The sequence below is a fragment of the Stenotrophomonas sp. ZAC14D2_NAIMI4_7 genome, from assembly GCF_003086675.1.
Taxonomy (GTDB): Bacteria; Pseudomonadota; Gammaproteobacteria; order Xanthomonadales; family Xanthomonadaceae; genus Stenotrophomonas.
The window spans coordinates 1,357,938-1,374,159 of sequence record NZ_CP025995.1 but is presented as its reverse complement, the minus strand read 5'-3'; the positions used below and the strand labels follow the sequence as shown (position 1 = coordinate 1,374,159).

Annotated in this window: 16 protein-coding genes; 12 read left to right on the top strand and 4 right to left on the bottom strand. The window is 68.0% G+C overall.

Going from position 1 to position 16,222, the window contains the following annotated elements; genetic code table 11:
- Window position 1: 1 nt before the first annotated feature.
- Entirely contained in the window at window positions 2-1,168 is a 1,167-nt protein-coding gene (locus tag C1922_RS06400; protein WP_108749000.1) for an MFS transporter, read from the bottom strand.
- 77 nt (window positions 1,169-1,245) lie between these two features.
- On the opposite strand from C1922_RS06400, the gene C1922_RS06395 reads away from it, so the two are divergent.
- The 8 genes from C1922_RS06395 (at window position 1,246) to map (ending at window position 8,535) form a co-directional block, all read left to right on the top strand.
- Entirely contained in the window at window positions 1,246-1,674 is a 429-nt protein-coding gene (locus C1922_RS06395; protein WP_108748999.1) for a helix-turn-helix domain-containing protein, read from the top strand.
- 93 nt (window positions 1,675-1,767) lie between these two features.
- Window positions 1,768-2,103 (top strand): DUF3649 domain-containing protein, encoded by a 336-nt coding sequence (locus C1922_RS06390; protein ID WP_199912235.1) that lies wholly within the window; start codon window positions 1,768-1,770, stop codon window positions 2,101-2,103.
- The gene (locus tag C1922_RS06385; RefSeq protein ID WP_108748998.1) at window positions 2,100-3,689 is read left to right on the top strand and encodes a PepSY-associated TM helix domain-containing protein; all 1,590 of its coding nucleotides are present in this window, start codon (window positions 2,100-2,102) and stop codon (window positions 3,687-3,689) included. Before C1922_RS06390 ends, C1922_RS06385 begins: the two co-directional genes overlap by 4 nt.
- A complete protein-coding gene (locus C1922_RS06380; RefSeq protein ID WP_108748997.1) occupies window positions 3,686-3,985 on the top strand; it encodes a DUF3325 domain-containing protein in 300 nt (99 codons plus the stop codon). Before C1922_RS06385 ends, C1922_RS06380 begins: the two co-directional genes overlap by 4 nt.
- 17 nt (window positions 3,986-4,002) lie before the next feature.
- On the top strand, window positions 4,003-6,210 hold the full coding sequence (locus tag C1922_RS06375; protein ID WP_108748996.1) for a TonB-dependent siderophore receptor: 2,208 nt from the start codon (window positions 4,003-4,005) through the stop codon (window positions 6,208-6,210).
- Between the two features lie 67 nt (window positions 6,211-6,277).
- Window positions 6,278-7,408 carry a metallophosphoesterase gene (locus C1922_RS06370; RefSeq protein ID WP_108748995.1) on the top strand — a complete coding sequence of 377 codons (1,131 nt, stop codon included), beginning with the start codon at window positions 6,278-6,280 and terminating at the stop codon, window positions 7,406-7,408.
- A 122-nt stretch (window positions 7,409-7,530) separates the two neighbouring features.
- Window positions 7,531-7,743 carry a ParD-like family protein gene (locus C1922_RS06365; RefSeq protein ID WP_108748994.1) on the top strand — a complete coding sequence of 71 codons (213 nt, stop codon included), beginning with the start codon at window positions 7,531-7,533 and terminating at the stop codon, window positions 7,741-7,743.
- A gap of 9 nt (window positions 7,744-7,752) precedes the next feature.
- Window positions 7,753-8,535 carry a type I methionyl aminopeptidase gene (map, locus tag C1922_RS06360; RefSeq protein WP_199912253.1) on the top strand — a complete coding sequence of 261 codons (783 nt, stop codon included), beginning with the start codon at window positions 7,753-7,755 and terminating at the stop codon, window positions 8,533-8,535.
- Here map and C1922_RS06355 read toward each other — a convergent pair.
- Window positions 8,532-9,200 carry a hypothetical protein gene (locus tag C1922_RS06355; RefSeq protein ID WP_108748992.1) on the bottom strand — a complete coding sequence of 223 codons (669 nt, stop codon included), beginning with the start codon at window positions 9,198-9,200 and terminating at the stop codon, window positions 8,532-8,534. The two genes, map and C1922_RS06355, sit on opposite strands and share 4 nt — an antisense overlap.
- A 177-nt stretch (window positions 9,201-9,377) precedes the next feature.
- A complete protein-coding gene (locus C1922_RS06350; RefSeq protein WP_108748991.1) occupies window positions 9,378-9,929 on the bottom strand; it encodes a hypothetical protein in 552 nt (183 codons plus the stop codon).
- A 169-nt stretch (window positions 9,930-10,098) separates the two neighbouring features.
- On the opposite strand from C1922_RS06350, the gene C1922_RS06345 reads away from it, so the two are divergent.
- The 4 genes from C1922_RS06345 to C1922_RS06330 are packed head-to-tail and all read left to right on the top strand — an operon-like array spanning window position 10,099 to window position 14,744.
- Window positions 10,099-11,448: a TolC family protein gene (locus C1922_RS06345; RefSeq protein WP_234413505.1), complete on the top strand. Its 1,350-nt coding sequence runs from the start codon at window positions 10,099-10,101 to the stop codon at window positions 11,446-11,448.
- Entirely contained in the window at window positions 11,441-12,454 is a 1,014-nt protein-coding gene (locus C1922_RS06340; protein WP_108748990.1) for an efflux RND transporter periplasmic adaptor subunit, read from the top strand. The genes C1922_RS06345 and C1922_RS06340 overlap by 8 nt, the downstream gene beginning before the upstream one ends.
- On the top strand, window positions 12,439-13,626 hold the full coding sequence (locus C1922_RS06335) for an ABC transporter permease (RefSeq protein ID WP_108748989.1): 1,188 nt from the start codon (window positions 12,439-12,441) through the stop codon (window positions 13,624-13,626). Before C1922_RS06340 ends, C1922_RS06335 begins: the two co-directional genes overlap by 16 nt.
- Complete coding sequence (locus C1922_RS06330) at window positions 13,623-14,744, top strand: ABC transporter permease (RefSeq protein WP_108748988.1); 1,122 nt, start codon at window positions 13,623-13,625, stop codon at window positions 14,742-14,744. Before C1922_RS06335 ends, C1922_RS06330 begins: the two co-directional genes overlap by 4 nt.
- Here the strand turns inward: C1922_RS06330 and C1922_RS06325 are convergent.
- On the bottom strand, window positions 14,741-16,126 hold the full coding sequence (locus C1922_RS06325) for a hypothetical protein (RefSeq protein WP_108748987.1): 1,386 nt from the start codon (window positions 16,124-16,126) through the stop codon (window positions 14,741-14,743). The genes C1922_RS06330 and C1922_RS06325 overlap by 4 nt on opposite strands.
- Window positions 16,127-16,222: the final 96 nt, after the last annotated feature.

Below are 16,222 nucleotides of genomic sequence, written 5' to 3'. Positions count from 1 at the left end.
ATCAGACGCGGCGCCAGAACGCCCACCAGCCCAGCGCCAGCAGGGCAATGGCCGCGCCCGCCGCACACACGGCGGCCCAGCCCCAGCGCATCTGCAACCAAGGGCCCAGCGCCCCGCCCACGCCGCTGCCCAGCGCATAAAACAGCATGTACAGCGCCACTAGGCGCCCATGCTGCTGTGGCGGCGCGCGCAGCAGCAGTGCCTGGTTGGACACGTGCAGGGCCTGGCCACCCAGATCCAGCACCACCACGCCCAGTAGCAGCAATGCCACCGACTGCGGCAGGCCCAGCAGCGGCCACCACGCCAGCAGCATCAGCAGCAACGCCGCCAGGCTCACGCGATGGGCGAAGCCAAGGTCCATCCACTGGCCCACGCGCGCGGCCAGCACGGCACCGAATGCACCGGCCAGACCCAGCGCACCGATGGCGGCGGTGGACCAACCCAGCGCTGGGGCCGACAACGGCAGCGGCACCGCGGCCCAGAACACGTTCAGCCCCGCAAACAACAGCAGCGCCAGCGGACCGCGTTCGCGCAGCGCCGGGTTGCCGCGCAGCATGGCGAGCATGCCGGCATACAACGCACGTACGGACGGCAGCACCGCCGGTGCTGGCATGGCCGGAAGCCGCCGCCACAGCAGCAGCCCCACCGTCGCCACCAACACCGCCGACAGCAGATACACCGCGCGCCAACCAGCCACCGTGGCCACGGCACCCGACACCACGCGCGCCAGCAACAGGCCGATGAACACCCCGCCCTGCACCACGCCCACCGCACGCCCCCGTTCGTGCCCGGCGGCCAGACTGGCGGTGCAGGCAATCAGCCCCTGGGTCAGCGCCGTACCCAGCAGCCCCACCAGCACCATGCCCAGCAGCAGCCCTATGGAGCTGTTCGCCGCTGCCAGACCCAGCAGCGCCAGCACCAGCGCGCCCATCTGCAGTCGAAGCAATCGCCGGCGATCGAGCCGATCGGCCAACGGCAGCAGCACCAGCAGGGCCAGCACGCTGCCGACCTGGGTGGCCGCCACCACCCACCCGGCCAGCGCAGGCGCCAGTGCGAAGGCCTGCGCCAGCTCCGCCAGCAAGGGCTGCGCGTAATAGACATTGGCCACGCTGGCGCCAGCGGCGAGGGCCAGCAGCCCCCGCAGCGAGGAAGAAGGAGCGGAATGCATGCTAGTGGTTTCAATTTGCAACCAGATGCACGGTAGCGATTCTGGTTTTAAACTGCAACCAGATTACGGAGCCGCCCATGCACGCTGACAGCCCCTGCCCCGTTGCCCGCACCGTCGATCTGCTCGGCGACCGCTGGGCCCTGCTGATCCTGCGCGATGCCTTCGACGGCGTGGCCCGTTTCAGCGACTTCCAGCGGAGTCTGGGGGCGGCCCGCAACATCCTCAGCGACCGCCTGCGGCGCCTGCTCGACGCTGGCCTGCTGCAGCAGCAGCCCGCCGCCGATGGCAGCGCGTATCACGACTATGTGCTGACGGCTGCAGGCCAGGACCTGTTTCCGGTGCTGGTGGCCCTGCGCCAGTGGGGCGAACGGCACTGCTTCGCGGCCGGCGAAGCGCATTCGCTGCTGACCGAGCGCGGCAACGGCCACGCCCTGCCCTACATGCAACCGCGGGATCACACCGGCCAACCGCTGCCTGCGCACGCCACCGTGGTGCGCAAGCTGTAAACAGTGGCATCCCCCGAATGGGGGGCTCGACAGGGTCACCGGTGTCAAATAGCATTCAATTGCAATTGCATACGGTTCTCATTGACATCGGCGATGGCCGCTCCTACCTCTCCTTCTGCCGCCGGCGCTGCGCCGGCCAAGCGCGTGGCGCGCGGTAATGGTCATGGCCTGCTGTGGGCACGCGGGCTGCTGGCGCTGCTGGGCGGTTACGCCGTGGCCGCCTGCTGGGCCGCCGCACTGGCGCGTCTGCTGCCCGGTGCCAAGGCCGATGCCACCCTGGTGGCCACCATGGCCGCGTTCGTGGTCTACGCACTGGCCGCCATCTGGGCCTACGCCGCGCGCAGTACCCTGCGTGCCGCCGTGGGTCTGCTGGGCGCGGGCGCTCTCGCTGCGTTTATCGCCTGGCTGCTGCGCGGGAACATCGCATGAGCAGCGCCGGCAACCTGGGCGGCATCCGCCAATCGCAATCGGTGCTGCACACCTGGTCGGGCCTGGTGGTCGGCTGGGTGCTGTTCCTGATCTTCATTGCCGGTACCGCCTCGTACTGGAAGGAAGAACTGACCCGCTGGATGCAGCCGGAAATCGGCCTGCCCGCCGATGCCAGCACCGCCGTGGACCAGGCCCAGCAGTTCCTGGCGCGCACGGCACCGGACGCGCAGCGCTGGAGCATCGAACTGCCCGATTCGCGCAGCAGCGCCACCGCGGTCAGTTGGCAGCCCAAGGGCGAGAAGGAACGCCGGCGCGGCCAGCGCAATCCCAACCAGGCCACTCTGGATGCCAACGGCACGCCCGTGCAGGTGCGCGAAACACGCGGCGGCAACTTCTTCTACCGCCTGCATTTCGATCTGCACTACGTGCCGGTGCTGTGGGCGCGCTGGTTCATCAGTGCCTGTTCCATGCTGATGCTGGTGGCGATCATCAGCGGTGTCATCACCCACAAGAAGATCTTCGCCGACTTCTTCACCTTCCGCCGTGGCAAGGGCCAACGCACCTGGCTGGACGGCCATAACGCGCTGGCGGTGCTGTCGCTGCCGTTCCATCTGATGATCACCTACACCGGTCTGATCACCCTGATGACTCTGTACATGCCGTGGGCGGTGGATGCGAACTACCCCGGTGGCCGCGATGCGTTCTTCGCCGAACTGTTCCCGCGTGCGGAAAAGGTCGAGCCCAGTGGCGTGGCCGCTGTGCCGCCCGCGCTGGCCCAGGTGCTGCGCCGTGCGGAACTGCAGTGGGGCGGTGGCCACGCGGCGTCGCTGCAGATCGACCAGCCCGGTGATGCATCCATGCGCATTGCCGTGCGCCGCCAGCAGGCCGACCAGATTGCCGGGGCCAACGACACGCTCATCTTCGACGCGCGCGGCGAACTGCTGGATGCTGCCCCGCCGCGCTCGGCCGCCGTGGTCACCCGCGACGGCATGATCGGCCTGCACGCGGCACGTTTCGCACCCACCACGATGCGCTGGCTGTTCTTCCTGTCCGGCGTGGCCGGCACGCTGATGGTCGCCACCGGGCTGGTGCTGTGGACGGTGAAGCGTCGCACCCAGTTGCCCGATCCTGCGCGTCCGCACCTGGGTTTCCGTATTGTTGAACGGCTGAACATCGGCTTCGTCAGTGGCCTGCCGGTGGCCATGCTGGCCTTCCTGTGGGGCAACCGCCTGCTGCCGGTGGAACTGGCCAACCGCAGCGATGCCGAAGTGAAGGTGTTCTTCTACGCATGGGCGGCCTGCCTGCTGCACGCGCTGCTGCGCCCGGCCCGACGCGGCTGGGTGGAGCAACTGGCCGTGGCCGGCGTATTGGCGCTGGGCCTGCCGCTGTACAACCTGGTGGTCTGGCAGGGTGGCGCGATCACTGCGCTGGCCAACGGTGATGGCGCCCGGGCCGGCATCGACATCGGCCTGCTGCTGATCGGCGCCAGCCTGTTGTGGGCCGCGCGCAAGGTGCATCGTTTCGTGCCGGCACAACGCAAGCCACGCGCCGCACGTGCGGCCCCGGCGGCCGAGGCCAGCGCATGAGCGCGCTCGCCCTGCTGCTGGCGGCCTTCGGCTTCGTCTGCCTGGCGCTGGCGATGGAACGCCACCATCGCGACATCACCGGCCATGCGCCGGCCGCGCCGCGCCGCCGCGTGCTGCGCCTGCTGGGCGCGGCCGCGCTGGCGGCCAGCCTGGCACCCAGCATCGCGGCCTGGGGCGTTGCCCAAGGGTTCGTGGGCTGGTGTGGCGTGCTCGCCGCCGGCGCCGGCGCCATGGTGCTCTGGCTCAGTTTCCGCAGCCCGGCCAAGCCGGCGCCACGCCCGTCTTCCCGTTCCTGAACTAGAAAGGTCATTCCATGAAGCACACGCACTCTGGCGCCCTGCGCCGGAACGCCCTCGCCTTGTCACTCGCCTGTGCCGCCGTGCCGGCATTCGCCCAGGACACCGCGCCGACCACCACCGAACTGGACCGGGTGATGGTGACCCAGCGCACCGAGGGCTACCAGGTCTATGGCACCAACACCGCCACCAAGCTGCCGCTGACCCTGCGCGAGACGCCGCAGTCGCTGACCGTGTTCACCCGCCAGCGCATCGAGGATTTCAACCTCATCACGATTTCCGAAGTGCTGCAGCAGACGCCGGGCGTGACCATCCAGTCGTATGACAGCAACCGCACGCTGTTCAACGCGCGTGGCTTTGCCATCAACAACTTCATGTTCGATGGCATTCCCACCAACTACACCACCGGCGCCGGCGGCAACTCGATCCTCAGCGACACCTCCATCTACGAGCGCATTGAAGTGGTGCGCGGCGCCAGCGGCCTGGTCACCGGCTCGGGCAACCCGTCGGCCACGGTGAACATGGTGCGCAAGCGCCCGACCGAAACCTTCCAGGCCAGCACCAGCCTCAGCGCCGGTTCGTGGGATTACAAGCGCGCCGAAGTGGATGTGTCCGGCCCGCTCAGCAAGAGTGGCCGCGTGCGCGGGCGCTTCGTCGGCGCGTACACCGACAAGGAAAGCTGGGTGCGTTTCCAGCATGACAAGTCGCCCAGCCTGTACGGGGTGATCGAAGCGGACCTGACCGACAGCACCCGCCTGCGCGCGGGCATCGATTACCTGAAGACCGGTTCCGACGGTGGCGCCTGGAGCGCCTCGCCGCTGTACTTCCGTGATGGCAGCCGCGCGCACATGCCGCGCTCCTACAGCGCCGCCGCGCGCTGGAACGAATGGAACCGCGAAAGCACCAACTACTTCGCCACCCTGGAACAGCAGTTCGGCGCCGGCTGGAGTGGCCGCCTGGCCTACAACCACCGCGCCACCGATACCGATTCGCTGCTGCTGGCCGGTTCCAACACCGGCAACTGGGCCGATGCAGTGACCGGCCTGGGCCTGCGCATTGCCGATACCTATTCGGTGTCGGAAACCCGCGAAGATGCCTTCGACCTGTACGCGTCCGGTCCGTTCCAGCTGTTCGGCCGTTCGCACGAACTGGTGGTGGGCATCAACCACTACGACCGTGACCTGGACACCATCCGCGCCGGCATCACCTCGCGCCCGTACAACGTGGCCGCCTTCCCCAGCATCTTCAGCTGGGACGGCAACATCGGCAAGCCGACCACCTACAACTACGGCATTCCGTCCAGCACGGTGAACACCACCGAGACCGGCTACTACGCCGCTGTGCGCCTGAACCCGATCGACCCGCTGAAGATCATCGCCGGCGCGCGCTATTCCGATTACCGCACCACCACCGACAACTACAACACCGACGGTGTGTTCACCAGCCGCAGCGCGCGCACCACCGCCCATGAGCTGACCCCGTACGTGGGCGTGCTGTACGACCTGGGCAGCAGCATCACCGCCTTTGCCAGCTATTCGGACGTGTTCCAGGCCACCGCGCGCCGCGACATCAACAACCAGCTGCTGGACCCCACCACCGGTGGCAATTACGAGTACGGCCTGAAGGCCGACTTCTTCGGCGGCCGCCTGTACGCGGCGTTGAACGGCTTCTACATGAAGCAGGACAACGTGGCCGAGCTGGACCCGAACGGCGGCGAGATCAAACTGCCCGACGGCAGTTCGCCGTACATCGCCAGCCGTGGCATCACCACCCAGGGCGGTGAATTCGAAGTCTCCGGTTCGATCAACGACCACTGGAGCATGACCGGCGGCTACACCTACAGCTACAGCAGCAACCCCGATGGCAGCCGCTTCGCCAGCACCAGCCCGATGCACCTGGCCCGCTTCAACACCACCTGGACCCATGGCCAGTGGACGCTGGGCGGCGGTGTCAGCGTGCAGAGCGAGATCTACCAGATGCAGCCCATCCCCACCGGCCGCTTCACCGCCAGCGGTGCGCCGGTCACGGCCACCGGCAAGATGAGCCAGGGTGGCTACGTGCTGTTCGACCTGATGGGCCGCTACCGCATCAACGACAACCTGAGCGTGGGCGTGACCGTCACCAACCTGTTCGACAAGGTCTACTACCGCAACGTCGGCTTCTTCAACGCCGGCTATTGGGGTGAACCGCGCCGCGTGCTGTTCAACCTGCGCGCGAAGTTCTGAGCAACGGCGTAGCATCAGGGGCGGGCCTTCGGGTCCGCCTTTTTTTTGCCCGCCAAGGAAACACCCCATGCTGCACCGTGCCCTGTCCCGCCCTGCCCGCCTGCTGCTGCCACTGGCCCTGCTGCTGGGCACGCCGCTGCTGCAGGCCCGCGAGGTGGCCACACCGTCCGAGCACGTCGATGCCGATGGCCCCTACGTGTTCCGCGTGGGCGAGCAGCTGCACGCGCAGTGGATCTGTGGCGACCAGGTGCAGATGCGCACCCTGCCCGCCGCTGCCAGCGGCACCGATTTCAGTCCGCAGTGCGGCTACGCCCACAGCGTGCACGTGGCAGCGCCGTCGGCACCGTCGGTCTCGGTGCTGCCGGCCGCGCCGCGCATCGTTGCCCTGTCCGATATCCATGGCCAGTACGGCCTGCTGGTGCGCCTGCTGCGCGCCAACAAGGTGATCGATGCGCAGGACCGCTGGGCGCTGGGCACCGACACCCTGGTGATTGCCGGCGATGTGTTCGACCGCGGCCCGCAGGTCACCGAGGCATTCTGGCTGCTGTACGGCCTGCAGCAGCAGGCCGCGGCCGCAGGGGGCGCGGTGCACTTCGTGCTGGGCAACCACGAAACGATGGTGCTCTATGACGACCTGCGCTACGTCAACGCCAAGTACCTGCGCAGCGCGCAACTGCTCGGCCGCAGCTACCCGCAGTTGTACGGCGCCGATTCGGTGATCGGGCAGTGGCTGCGCACGCGGCCGGTGCTGCTGAAGATCGGCGATACCCTGTTCCTGCACGGTGGCATTTCGCCGGATGCGGTGGAACTGGCGCTGGACCCGGCCGCCACCAACCGCGCCTACCAGGCCTCGCTGGGCACGCCCAAGGCAGAGGTAAAGGCCAATCCGGCCACCGCCCCGCTGTACGACGGCAAGACCAGCCCGATCTGGTACCGCGGCTATTTCGACGGGCGCCTGGATGCGTCGGGCGTGCAGGCCGTGCTGGACCGCCTGCAGCTGAAGCGCATCGTGGTGGGCCACACCTCCATGCCGCACGTAAGCACCTTCCACGGCGGCCGGGTGATCGCCATCGACAGCAGCATCAAGAACGGCGAGAACGGCGAACTGCTGTTCATCGAAAACGGCACGCTGAGCCGCGGCCTGCTGGATGGAAGTCGCGTACCGCTGGCCGAAGGCGTTCCCGGCGTCGATGGCTGACCCCGGCAATCTCCACCGCACAGCCCCGTAGAGTCGAGCACTCCACCGGCAACGATACGCGGACCTTGAACGGGAATATATGAAACATATATGCTTCATATATTCCCTATCGAGAACCCGCCATGGGCATCGTCAACATCGATGACACCCTGCACGACCAGCTGCGCCGTGCATGCTCCGTGTCCAGCCGCTCCATCAACGCCCAGGCCAACTTCTGGATCCGCGTGGGCATGTTGTGCGAACTGAACCCGACCCTGAGCTTCCAGGACATCGTGGCCAGCGAACTGCGCGCCGCCGGCGTGCAGCCGCCGCTGCTGGCACCCGGCCAGGCCTGAGCGATGGGCATCATCAAGCGCCCCGACGAGATCGTGCTGCTGGCCGAATCCGGGCGCCTGCTGGCGCAGGTGTTCGCCGCACTCGACGCGTTGCCGCTGCTGGGCCGCAGCACGATGGAGATCAACGATTTCGTCGAACGCATGATCGTCGATGAACTTGGGGCCCGGCCAGCCAGCAAGGGCCAGTACGGCTTCCCGTTCGTGCTCAACACCTCCATCGACAACGTGATCTGCCACGGCGTGCCCAGTACCGATGACGTGCTGCGCAACGGGCAGATCGTCAATCTGGACATCACCCTGGAGAAAAACGGCTACATCGCCGATTCCAGCACCACCTACCTGGTGGGTGAGGTCGACTACGCTGCGCGCAGGCTGGTCAGCACGGCCTACCAGGCCATGTGGAAAGGCATCGGCGAAGTCCGCCCCGGCGCGCGGCTGGGCGATATCGGCCACGCCATCGCCCGCCATGCGCGCAGCCACGGCTACAGCGTGGTGAAGGAGTATTGCGGCCACGGCATCGGCCAGGAAATGCACGAAGAGCCGCAGATCCTGCACTACGGCCACGCCGGCACCGGCATGGCGCTGGAAGAAGGCATGGTGTTCACCATCGAACCCATGCTCAACCAGGGCAAGCCGTCCATCCGTCAGCAGCCTGACGAATGGCCGGTGTACACGCGCGACGGCAAACTGTCGGCGCAGTTCGAACACACCGTGGCGGTGACCGCCAGCGGCGTGCGCGTGCTGACACTGCGCCCGGGCGAACGCTCGCTGTGCCGCGTGGATGCGCCTTAAAGCGGGCGCTGCTGCATCGGCGCAGCAGTACTTTCAAAACGCGCGCGGAGGGCCAGCGGCTCACGTACGCGCTGTGCCAGGTAACCCAGGCTGGCGGCCAGGATGAAGGTGTAGCCCAGCAGCTCGGTGGTTTCTTCAATGGTGTTCTTGAACACGCGGATGTACTGGTCACCCAGCAGACCCGTCCACAACGAGGTCATGCCGATCAGGCGCGAGTAGAACAGCAGCAGCACCAGGCCGATGGTCATCACCGTGCCGGCGCGCGAGGTGAGGAAGCGCACCAGACCGGCCACGGCACCGCGCCAGTCACGGCTGGCCCAGGCCAGCGAACCGACGATCAGCAGGGTCACCGGATACTTCCAGAACCCGTGCGCGATCAGGTCCAGCGCCTCGTCCATCTCGCGCAGGAACATGCAGGCGAACAGGGCGGCGGCCAGCACCGCAAAGCTCCGGTCCTCGGCGCGGCGCCATGCCAGCCGCGCGAACGCCAGCACGCTGGCCGCCAGGAAGCCTTCCTGGGTCAGTTCCACCAGCGACCACTCGCCTACCGCGTCGCCCAGCCAATGGATGTCCAGCCAGGCCAGCAAGGGTGGCAGAGTCACCATGAAGCCGAAAAGGAAGGTGCGTCCCAGGTGGGACAGCAGGAGGCGGAGATCATTCTTCATTACGTACTACCTGCGCCGGAAGCGGCGAAACTACGGAAAACAAAGGCGACAGGGGGCGGGTCCACGAACGGGCCCACGCGGCGAGTCGCGGCGGTTCGTTATTGTCTCGTTAAACACCGTGCCTGACGACCGCACCAATGGAATGGAGAGGTCCGCCCGCGCATGCAGCGCGCGGTGTCAGCAGGCAATCCAGTAATCGACCTGGAACAACCGCCCCTGCGCATCGAAGCGCAGGTCATAGCGCTCCTCGAAGCGTCCGCGCGGATCGGCAGTCACATGCACGGTGTCCTCGCTGGCGTGCGCGCGCGGCAACCGCTGCATGACACTGGCCCCGGTACTGCGCAGATCGATCCGCTGCCCATTGGACAGCAGCAGCGCGCCTGCCCGACCAGGTTCGAAGCGGCGCAGCACTGCGGTCTGGCCATCGCTTTCCCAGGCCTGCCCGGCCCAGCTCAGCAGCTGGATATCGCCGTCGTCGTATGCACTGCCGCATTCGTATGGCGACGCCTCGCGTTGCAGCGGCGCCCCCAGCGCCTGCAGCACGCGCGGCAATGGCACGCGCGCGCCGTGCGCGAACTGGCCCACGCCCTGCACCTGCACGGCAACGATGGCCGGCTGCGCATCTTTGCCGGTGGGCTCGGCCTGGGCCAGCGCAAAGGGCTGCACCATCACCAGCAGGGCCGCAGTAATCAGGCAGGCAGGTCGACGGTGGCGGGCGCGTTGTTCCATGGCGGCGACTGTACTGCAGTTCCCGACATTAGAACGCCCTCACCTACAACGGCTTCACGGCATACCGACTAATTTTTGCCGGACACTTTACGGATGACGGACCCACGTGCATCGGCATCGCCCCACCCCGTGGCTGCAGCGTGCAGGCGCGCCCCTGCTGATCTGTGCGCTGTGGCTGCCCACAGCCGGCGGCGCGCAGTCCCTGCCTGACAACGCGGCACCACCGGCACTGGACTGGGAACAGGCGCGGCAACGGCTGGAACAGGTATCCGACGCGCTGGCTGCCGCCGATGCCGGCGTGCGCAACAAACAGGAACTGCAGGAAGCTACCCGCCTGCTGCGCCTGCCCGAGATCACCGGCGAAGTGCGCCGCCTGCAGTTCCAGAAGACCCTTACCCTGCCCCTGGGCTCACTGGCGCCGGTGGCCGAGGCCTATGGCATCGACTCGCCGTTGACCTTCACCGAACGCGACTGGCGCACCCGCCCGGTGGTGACCGCTGTACTGCCGCTGTATACCGGCGGGGTGATTCCCGCGGCGCAGCGCGCGGCCAGCGCCGCCAGCGAACAGGCCAGCGCCGAGCGCGAAGCGCAGCGCCAATCGATCACCGTGCAGCTGGCGCAGGCCTATTTCGGCCAGCGCCTGGCCGAGCAGGCGGTGGACGTGCGCCGCGATGTGCGCGACGGCCTGGACCGCCATCTGTCCGATGCACAGAAGCTGGAACGCGAAGGCTTCGCCACGCGGGCCCAGCGCCTGCAGGCCACCGTGGCCCGCGACAAGGCCGAGCGCGAATACCAGAAGAGCGTGAACGACCTCGCCACGCTGCAGGCCGGGCTGGCCACGCTGTTGCGCAGTGGCGGCCAGGTTCGCCCCACTTCGCCGCTGTTCGTTCAGCGCGCGCCGCTGGAACCGGTGGCCAGCTTCGAACGTACCGCGCAGGCGCGGCAACCGCAGATCGCACGCCTGCGTGCGCTGGTGGCGCAGGCCGAACAGGGCGTGCGCGTGCAGCAGGCAAAGCTGAAACCGCAGATCTTCGCATTCGGCCAATACGACTTCCGCCGCCGCGATGAAATGCTGACCGACCCGGACTGGGCGTTCGGCATCGGGCTGAAGTACACCTTCCTGTCGCCCAGCTCGCGGCCGGCGCAGATCGGTGCAGCGCGTGCGCAGCAGGAGCAGGCCGAGGCCGGCCTGCGCGAAGCCGAGAACCAGGTCGCGCTGGGCGTGCGCAAGGCCTGGAACGAACTGGAAACGGCGCGCCAGCAGTTCGTGCTGCTGGACAGCAGCATTGCCCAGGCACAGGAAAACCTGCGTTTGCAGGAACTGGCGTTCCGCGAAGGCCAGGCCACATCGCTGGACGTGATCGACGCGCGGCTGGGCCTGGGCGGTGCCCGCGTCGAGCGCTCGCAGGCGGCCTACCAGTACGACGTGGCGCTGGCGCAGTTGTTGGAGATCAGTGGCCAGATGGACCGTTTCGAAGACTACCGGCGGCGCGCGGACGAGGTGATCGACCATGAGTGATGTATTGCACGATGACGCGGCAACACCGCCGGGCAAGCGCCGTACCGGCGTGATCCTGCTGGTGGTGTTGCTGCTGGTGGTGGTGCTGGGCCTGTGGCTGGCCTGGCGCAGCCCGGCCGACCAGATCCAGGGCATGGCCGACGCGGACACGCTGAACGTGGCCGCCAAGATCACCGCCCGTGTGGCCGAACTGAAGGTGCGCGAAGGCGACCGCGTGCAGGCCGGGCAGATCGTATTCCTGCTGGACAGCCCGGAAGTGGCGGCCAAGGAACAGCAGGCCCACGGTGCGCTGGCCGCCGCCCAGGCAGTGGCCGACAAGGCCGACGAAGGCGCGCGCCGCGAAGACATCCGTGCCGCCGAAGCCAACTGGAAGCGCGCCGAAGCCGGTGCCACCCTGGCCGAGGCCACCGCCGGCCGCGTGCAGAACCTGTTCAACGAAGGCGTGATGACCCGGCAGAAGCGCGACGAAGCCCACGCCCAGGCCACGAGCTCGCGCGAACTGGCCCGTGCCGCGCGCGCGCAGTACGACATGGCCCTGGCCGGCGCACGCGAACAGGACAAGCGTGCCGCACAGGGCCAGGTACAACAGGCACAGGGCGCGGTGGCCGAGGTCAACGCCGCCCGCGCCGAAGTGGAGGGCCGCGCCCCCGTGGCCGGCGAGATCAACAAGCGCATGGCCGACCCGGGCGAACTGGTGCCGGCGGGCTTCCCGGTGTTCACCCTGGTCGACATCGATCGCATGTGGGTGTCGATGAACCTGCGTGAATCGCAGATGCAGGGCCTGAAGGTCGGCAGCCGCCTGCAGGGCCGGATTCCCGCGCTGGAAAAAGATGCCGCCTTCGAGGTGTACTTCATCAATCCGGCCGGCGACTACGCCACCTGGCGCAGCACGCGCCAATCGTCGGGCTACGACGTGCGCAGCTTCGAGGTGCGGGTACGTCCGGTGCAACGTGTCGAAGGCTTCCGGCCCGGCATGAGCGTGCTGTTCGCATGGCCGCAGGACTGAACCCGGACAGCACCGGCATCGGCGCTGCATGGCGGCGCGAACTGCGTGCGCTGCGCAGCAATCGTGCCGACCTGGCCCTGGTCACCCTGTTGCCACTGCTGATGCTGGCGGTGATGGCCTGGATGTTTTCCGCATCGGTCATGCGCGATGTGCCCATTGCCGTGGTCGACCTGGACCACAGCAGCGACAGCCGCCTGCTGCTGCGCATGCTCGATGCCAGCCCCGGCGTGCGCGTGGCCACGCAGCCGGTCAGCCTGGACGAAGCACAGGCGCAGCTGCGCAGCCTGCAGGTGTTTGCGGTGGTGCTGGTGCCGCGCGATGTCACCCGCCAGGCCCTGCGCGGGCGCCAGGGCACGGTGTTCGCCTATTACAACGCCACCTACATGACCACCGGCCAGTCGGCCGCGCGCGATATCGGCGATGCGGTATCGGCCTGGGGCGCGCGCCTGCTGCGCGAGCGCATCGGCCTGCAGGTCGGCCCCGGCAAGCTGCGCGCCGCGCCCATCGCCGTGCAGTCGGACATCCTGTACAACCCGGCGCGCAGCTACGAACTGTTCCTGCTGCCGCTGATCTTCCCGGCGGTGCTGTCACTGGTACTGGCCTTGGCCGTGGCCGGCAGCCTGGGCCGCGAGATCCGCGATGGCACGTTGCGCGGTTGGCTGGGGCGCACACCGTGGTCGGCGCTGCTGGGCAAGATCGCGCCTTACGTGCTGCTGTTCTCCGTATACGGCGCCGCCGGTGTCGCCTACCTGGCCTGGCTGCGCGGCGATGGCATCGCCGGCAGCGTGGTGTTGCTGCTGCTGGCACAGCCGCTGTTCTACCTGGCCACCGCCAGCTACGCGCTGTTCTTCGTCGGCGTTACCCGTGACATGGGCACCGCACTGTCGGCGGTGGGCCTGAGCATCGGCACTGCACTGGCCTTTTCCAGCGCCACGTTTCCGGTCATCGATGCACCGCTGTTCACCCGCATCTGGCACCTGCTGCTGCCGCTCAGCGCCTACATCAAGCTGCAGACCCAGCAGCAGTTCGTCGGCGCGCCGCTGGCGGTATCGCTGTGGCCACTGGCCACGCTGCTGCTGATGATCGTGGTGGCCGGCGGCATCGGCGGCGCACGGCTGATCGCCTTCGCCCGCAGCGCACCGGCCGCGCAAGCGGCCAGGGCAAGCGCATGAACGAAGTGTGGCGCAGCCTGCGGCAGACCCTGATGGCCGTGCTGCTGGACCGCTACGCCATCGTGGTGATGGTCGGCGCGGTCATCCTGTACTCGTTCTTCTACCCGGCCGCGTATCGCCACCAGGTGGCCGGCGACCTGCCGGTGCTGGTTGTGGACGAAGACCACAGCGCCACCAGCCGCGAACTGCTGCGCACGCTGGATGCGCTGCGCGTTGCGCGGGTGGTCGGGCAACCGGCCGATATCGAAAGCGCACGCCAGCAACTGGAAGCCGGCCACGCCGAAGGCATCGTGCTGATACCGGCGAACCTGGAGCGCGACATCCTGCGCGGCCATCCCGCCAAACTGGTGCTGCTCGGCAATGGCGCCTATCTGGGCCGCGCCAGCTGGGTGCTGGGCAGCGTGGCCGATGCGCTGGGCGCGTTCGGTCGCGATGCCGCCGTCACCCAGGCAGCCTTCATGGGCGCGCCGCAGGCACCACCGGTCACCCTGGTGCAGCGGCCGCTGTACAACACCCAGGAAGGTTACGGCAGCGCCATCGTGCCCGGCGTGGCCGAACTGATCGTGCACCAGACCCTGCTGATGGGCATCGGCGTGCTGCTGGGCGGCCGCCGCCTGGCGCTCGGGCGGCGCCTGCGCTTCGACCGCGCCACCCTGCTGGGCATGGCGCTGGGCTTCGGCCTCATCGGCCTGTTCGGGTTGTTCTACTACGCCGGTTTCACTGCCTGGGTGCAGGACTACCCGCGTGGCGGCAACCCGCTGGGGCAACTGCTCGGCGGCACGTTGTTCATCGCCGCCACGGTGGCCTTCGGCCTGTTCGTCGGCAGCTTCTTCCGCACCCGCGAACGCGCGTTCCAGTACGTCATCGCCACCTCCATCCCGCTGTTCTTCCTGGCCAACCTGTCATGGCCGGCGGTGATGACCCCAACGCCGCTGGTCTGGCTGTCGCAGCTGCTGCCCACCACTGCGGGCATCAACCTGATGGTGCGCCTGACCCAGATGGACGCCAGCCTGGCCGATGTGCGCCACGAACTGATCACCCTCGGTGGCTTGCTGCTGCTGTACGGCACGCTGGCCTACCGGCGCCTGCACGGCGCAGCGCCGCGCGGCGGCGACTAGTCCTTGCTCTCCTCCGGCGTGTACCAGAACGGAATGCGGTACTCACGGCGGCGGTCGGGTCCGGTGCGTTCGCCCTGCGCGTGCCAGACCAGGTGCAGGTCATGCCGGCCCGGCGCCAGGCCCTGCAACGGCAGGTAGCCCACCAGCCCGCGCATTTCCAGATCGCGGCGCTCGAACGGCACGAATTCGGCCAGGTTTACCGGCTTGCCGTCCAGGGTAACGGTCCAGATCAACGCCAGGCAGTCCACAGCCGCACGCGCCGCAGGCGCGCCCTCGGCGCTGTTCTCGCCCCCGGGCAAGGCAGTGCAGTAGCGCCGTGCCAGCGGATTGTCGCGCTGCGGGCGATGCGGAATGAACAGCCGCAGGCGCGAACTGCTGATCGTATCGGCCGGGATCATCGGGTAGGCCAGCAGCTGGTCGTGCGTCGAGCGCAGCGACTCGTAGTGCGCGCTCAGCATGCCGCTGTCCACCGCCTGCTCGGTCAGCACCTGGTAGCGGTTGAACAGCGAGAATTTCACCGAACCGGCCACCTGCACAGCCGCCAGCACCATCGCCACGCAGATGGCCAGCAGGTAGCCCACCATGAACGAGCGCGAGCGAAGGTTGCTCTGGATGGTCAGCTGCATGGTCTGCATCAAGCGCAGCAGCGGCACCCGCTGCATGCCGGCCAAGAAGCGCTGCAGCGCGCGTTCCAGCCCCTCGCTGGCGCGGCCACGTGCGTGGCGCCGGGCGATGGCTTTTTCCAGCGCGAACGGCACAAACGCCAGCGCCAGCAGGCTTGCCAGGCAGGCGCCCACCACCGCCATCGCCACCTGGTCCGAACCACCGGTCAGGAACGCGATCAACATCGCAATGGCCAAGGTCACCATTGCCAGCACCAGGGTGCCGGCCAGGGTCTGCACGCAGATCAGCGTGGTGGAAAACAGCAGCGTGGCCAGCCGGTCGGCGCGCTGGATGCTGCTGTCCAGGCCGCCATCGCGCGCGCGCAGGAACGCACGCGACACCGGCCCCATCTTCTGCAGCGCGGCCCAGTCGATGCCTTCGGGAAAATGCGATTTCAGCCCAACCAGGCCGATCCAGTAACCACGCACGGTCAGGTGCGCGATCAACGCCACCGCCAGCACGTAGCACATGCCCACCACCGTGCTGAAGGCAAACCACAGCAGCTGGAAGTACATGCCTTCGGTATGCAGGCTGCTGCGCGCCCAGGCATCGAACAGGTACCCGGGCACGGCCAGCAGGGCGAACGCCAGCAGGCCGGAAATGAACAGCTCCAGTTCATCGGCACGCTCGCGCAGCCGGCTGAAGCGGGTGTTCGCTTCCGGCTCGGCGTGGGTGGGTGCGGGCACGGCCTGCGGCGCAGTAACCGGGGATTCGTTCACAGCGCGTTCATCCTTGGAAGTTGGCGCAGTATAGGGCGCCGCCCGGCCCCGTGGTACGCCCGCGCAAACGAAGAACGCCGGCACGAGGCCGGCGTT

Coding starts and splice junctions, on each gene's coding strand:
- C1922_RS06375 (WP_108748996.1), top strand. CDS start 4,003: ATGAAGCACACGCACTCTGGCGCCCTGCGCCGGAACGCCCTCGCCTTG.
- C1922_RS06400 (WP_108749000.1), bottom strand. CDS start 1,168: ATGCATTCCGCTCCTTCTTCCTCGCTGCGGGGGCTGCTGGCCCTCGCC.
- C1922_RS06350 (WP_108748991.1), bottom strand. CDS start 9,929: ATGGAACAACGCGCCCGCCACCGTCGACCTGCCTGCCTGATTACTGCG.
- C1922_RS06330 (WP_108748988.1), top strand. CDS start 13,623: ATGAACGAAGTGTGGCGCAGCCTGCGGCAGACCCTGATGGCCGTGCTG.
- C1922_RS06355 (WP_108748992.1), bottom strand. CDS start 9,200: ATGAAGAATGATCTCCGCCTCCTGCTGTCCCACCTGGGACGCACCTTC.
- C1922_RS06370 (WP_108748995.1), top strand. CDS start 6,278: ATGCTGCACCGTGCCCTGTCCCGCCCTGCCCGCCTGCTGCTGCCACTG.
- C1922_RS06340 (WP_108748990.1), top strand. CDS start 11,441: ATGAGTGATGTATTGCACGATGACGCGGCAACACCGCCGGGCAAGCGC.
- C1922_RS06365 (WP_108748994.1), top strand. CDS start 7,531: ATGGGCATCGTCAACATCGATGACACCCTGCACGACCAGCTGCGCCGT.
- C1922_RS06385 (WP_108748998.1), top strand. CDS start 2,100: ATGAGCAGCGCCGGCAACCTGGGCGGCATCCGCCAATCGCAATCGGTG.
- C1922_RS06390 (WP_199912235.1), top strand. CDS start 1,768: ATGGCCGCTCCTACCTCTCCTTCTGCCGCCGGCGCTGCGCCGGCCAAG.
- C1922_RS06335 (WP_108748989.1), top strand. CDS start 12,439: ATGGCCGCAGGACTGAACCCGGACAGCACCGGCATCGGCGCTGCATGG.
- C1922_RS06380 (WP_108748997.1), top strand. CDS start 3,686: ATGAGCGCGCTCGCCCTGCTGCTGGCGGCCTTCGGCTTCGTCTGCCTG.
- C1922_RS06395 (WP_108748999.1), top strand. CDS start 1,246: ATGCACGCTGACAGCCCCTGCCCCGTTGCCCGCACCGTCGATCTGCTC.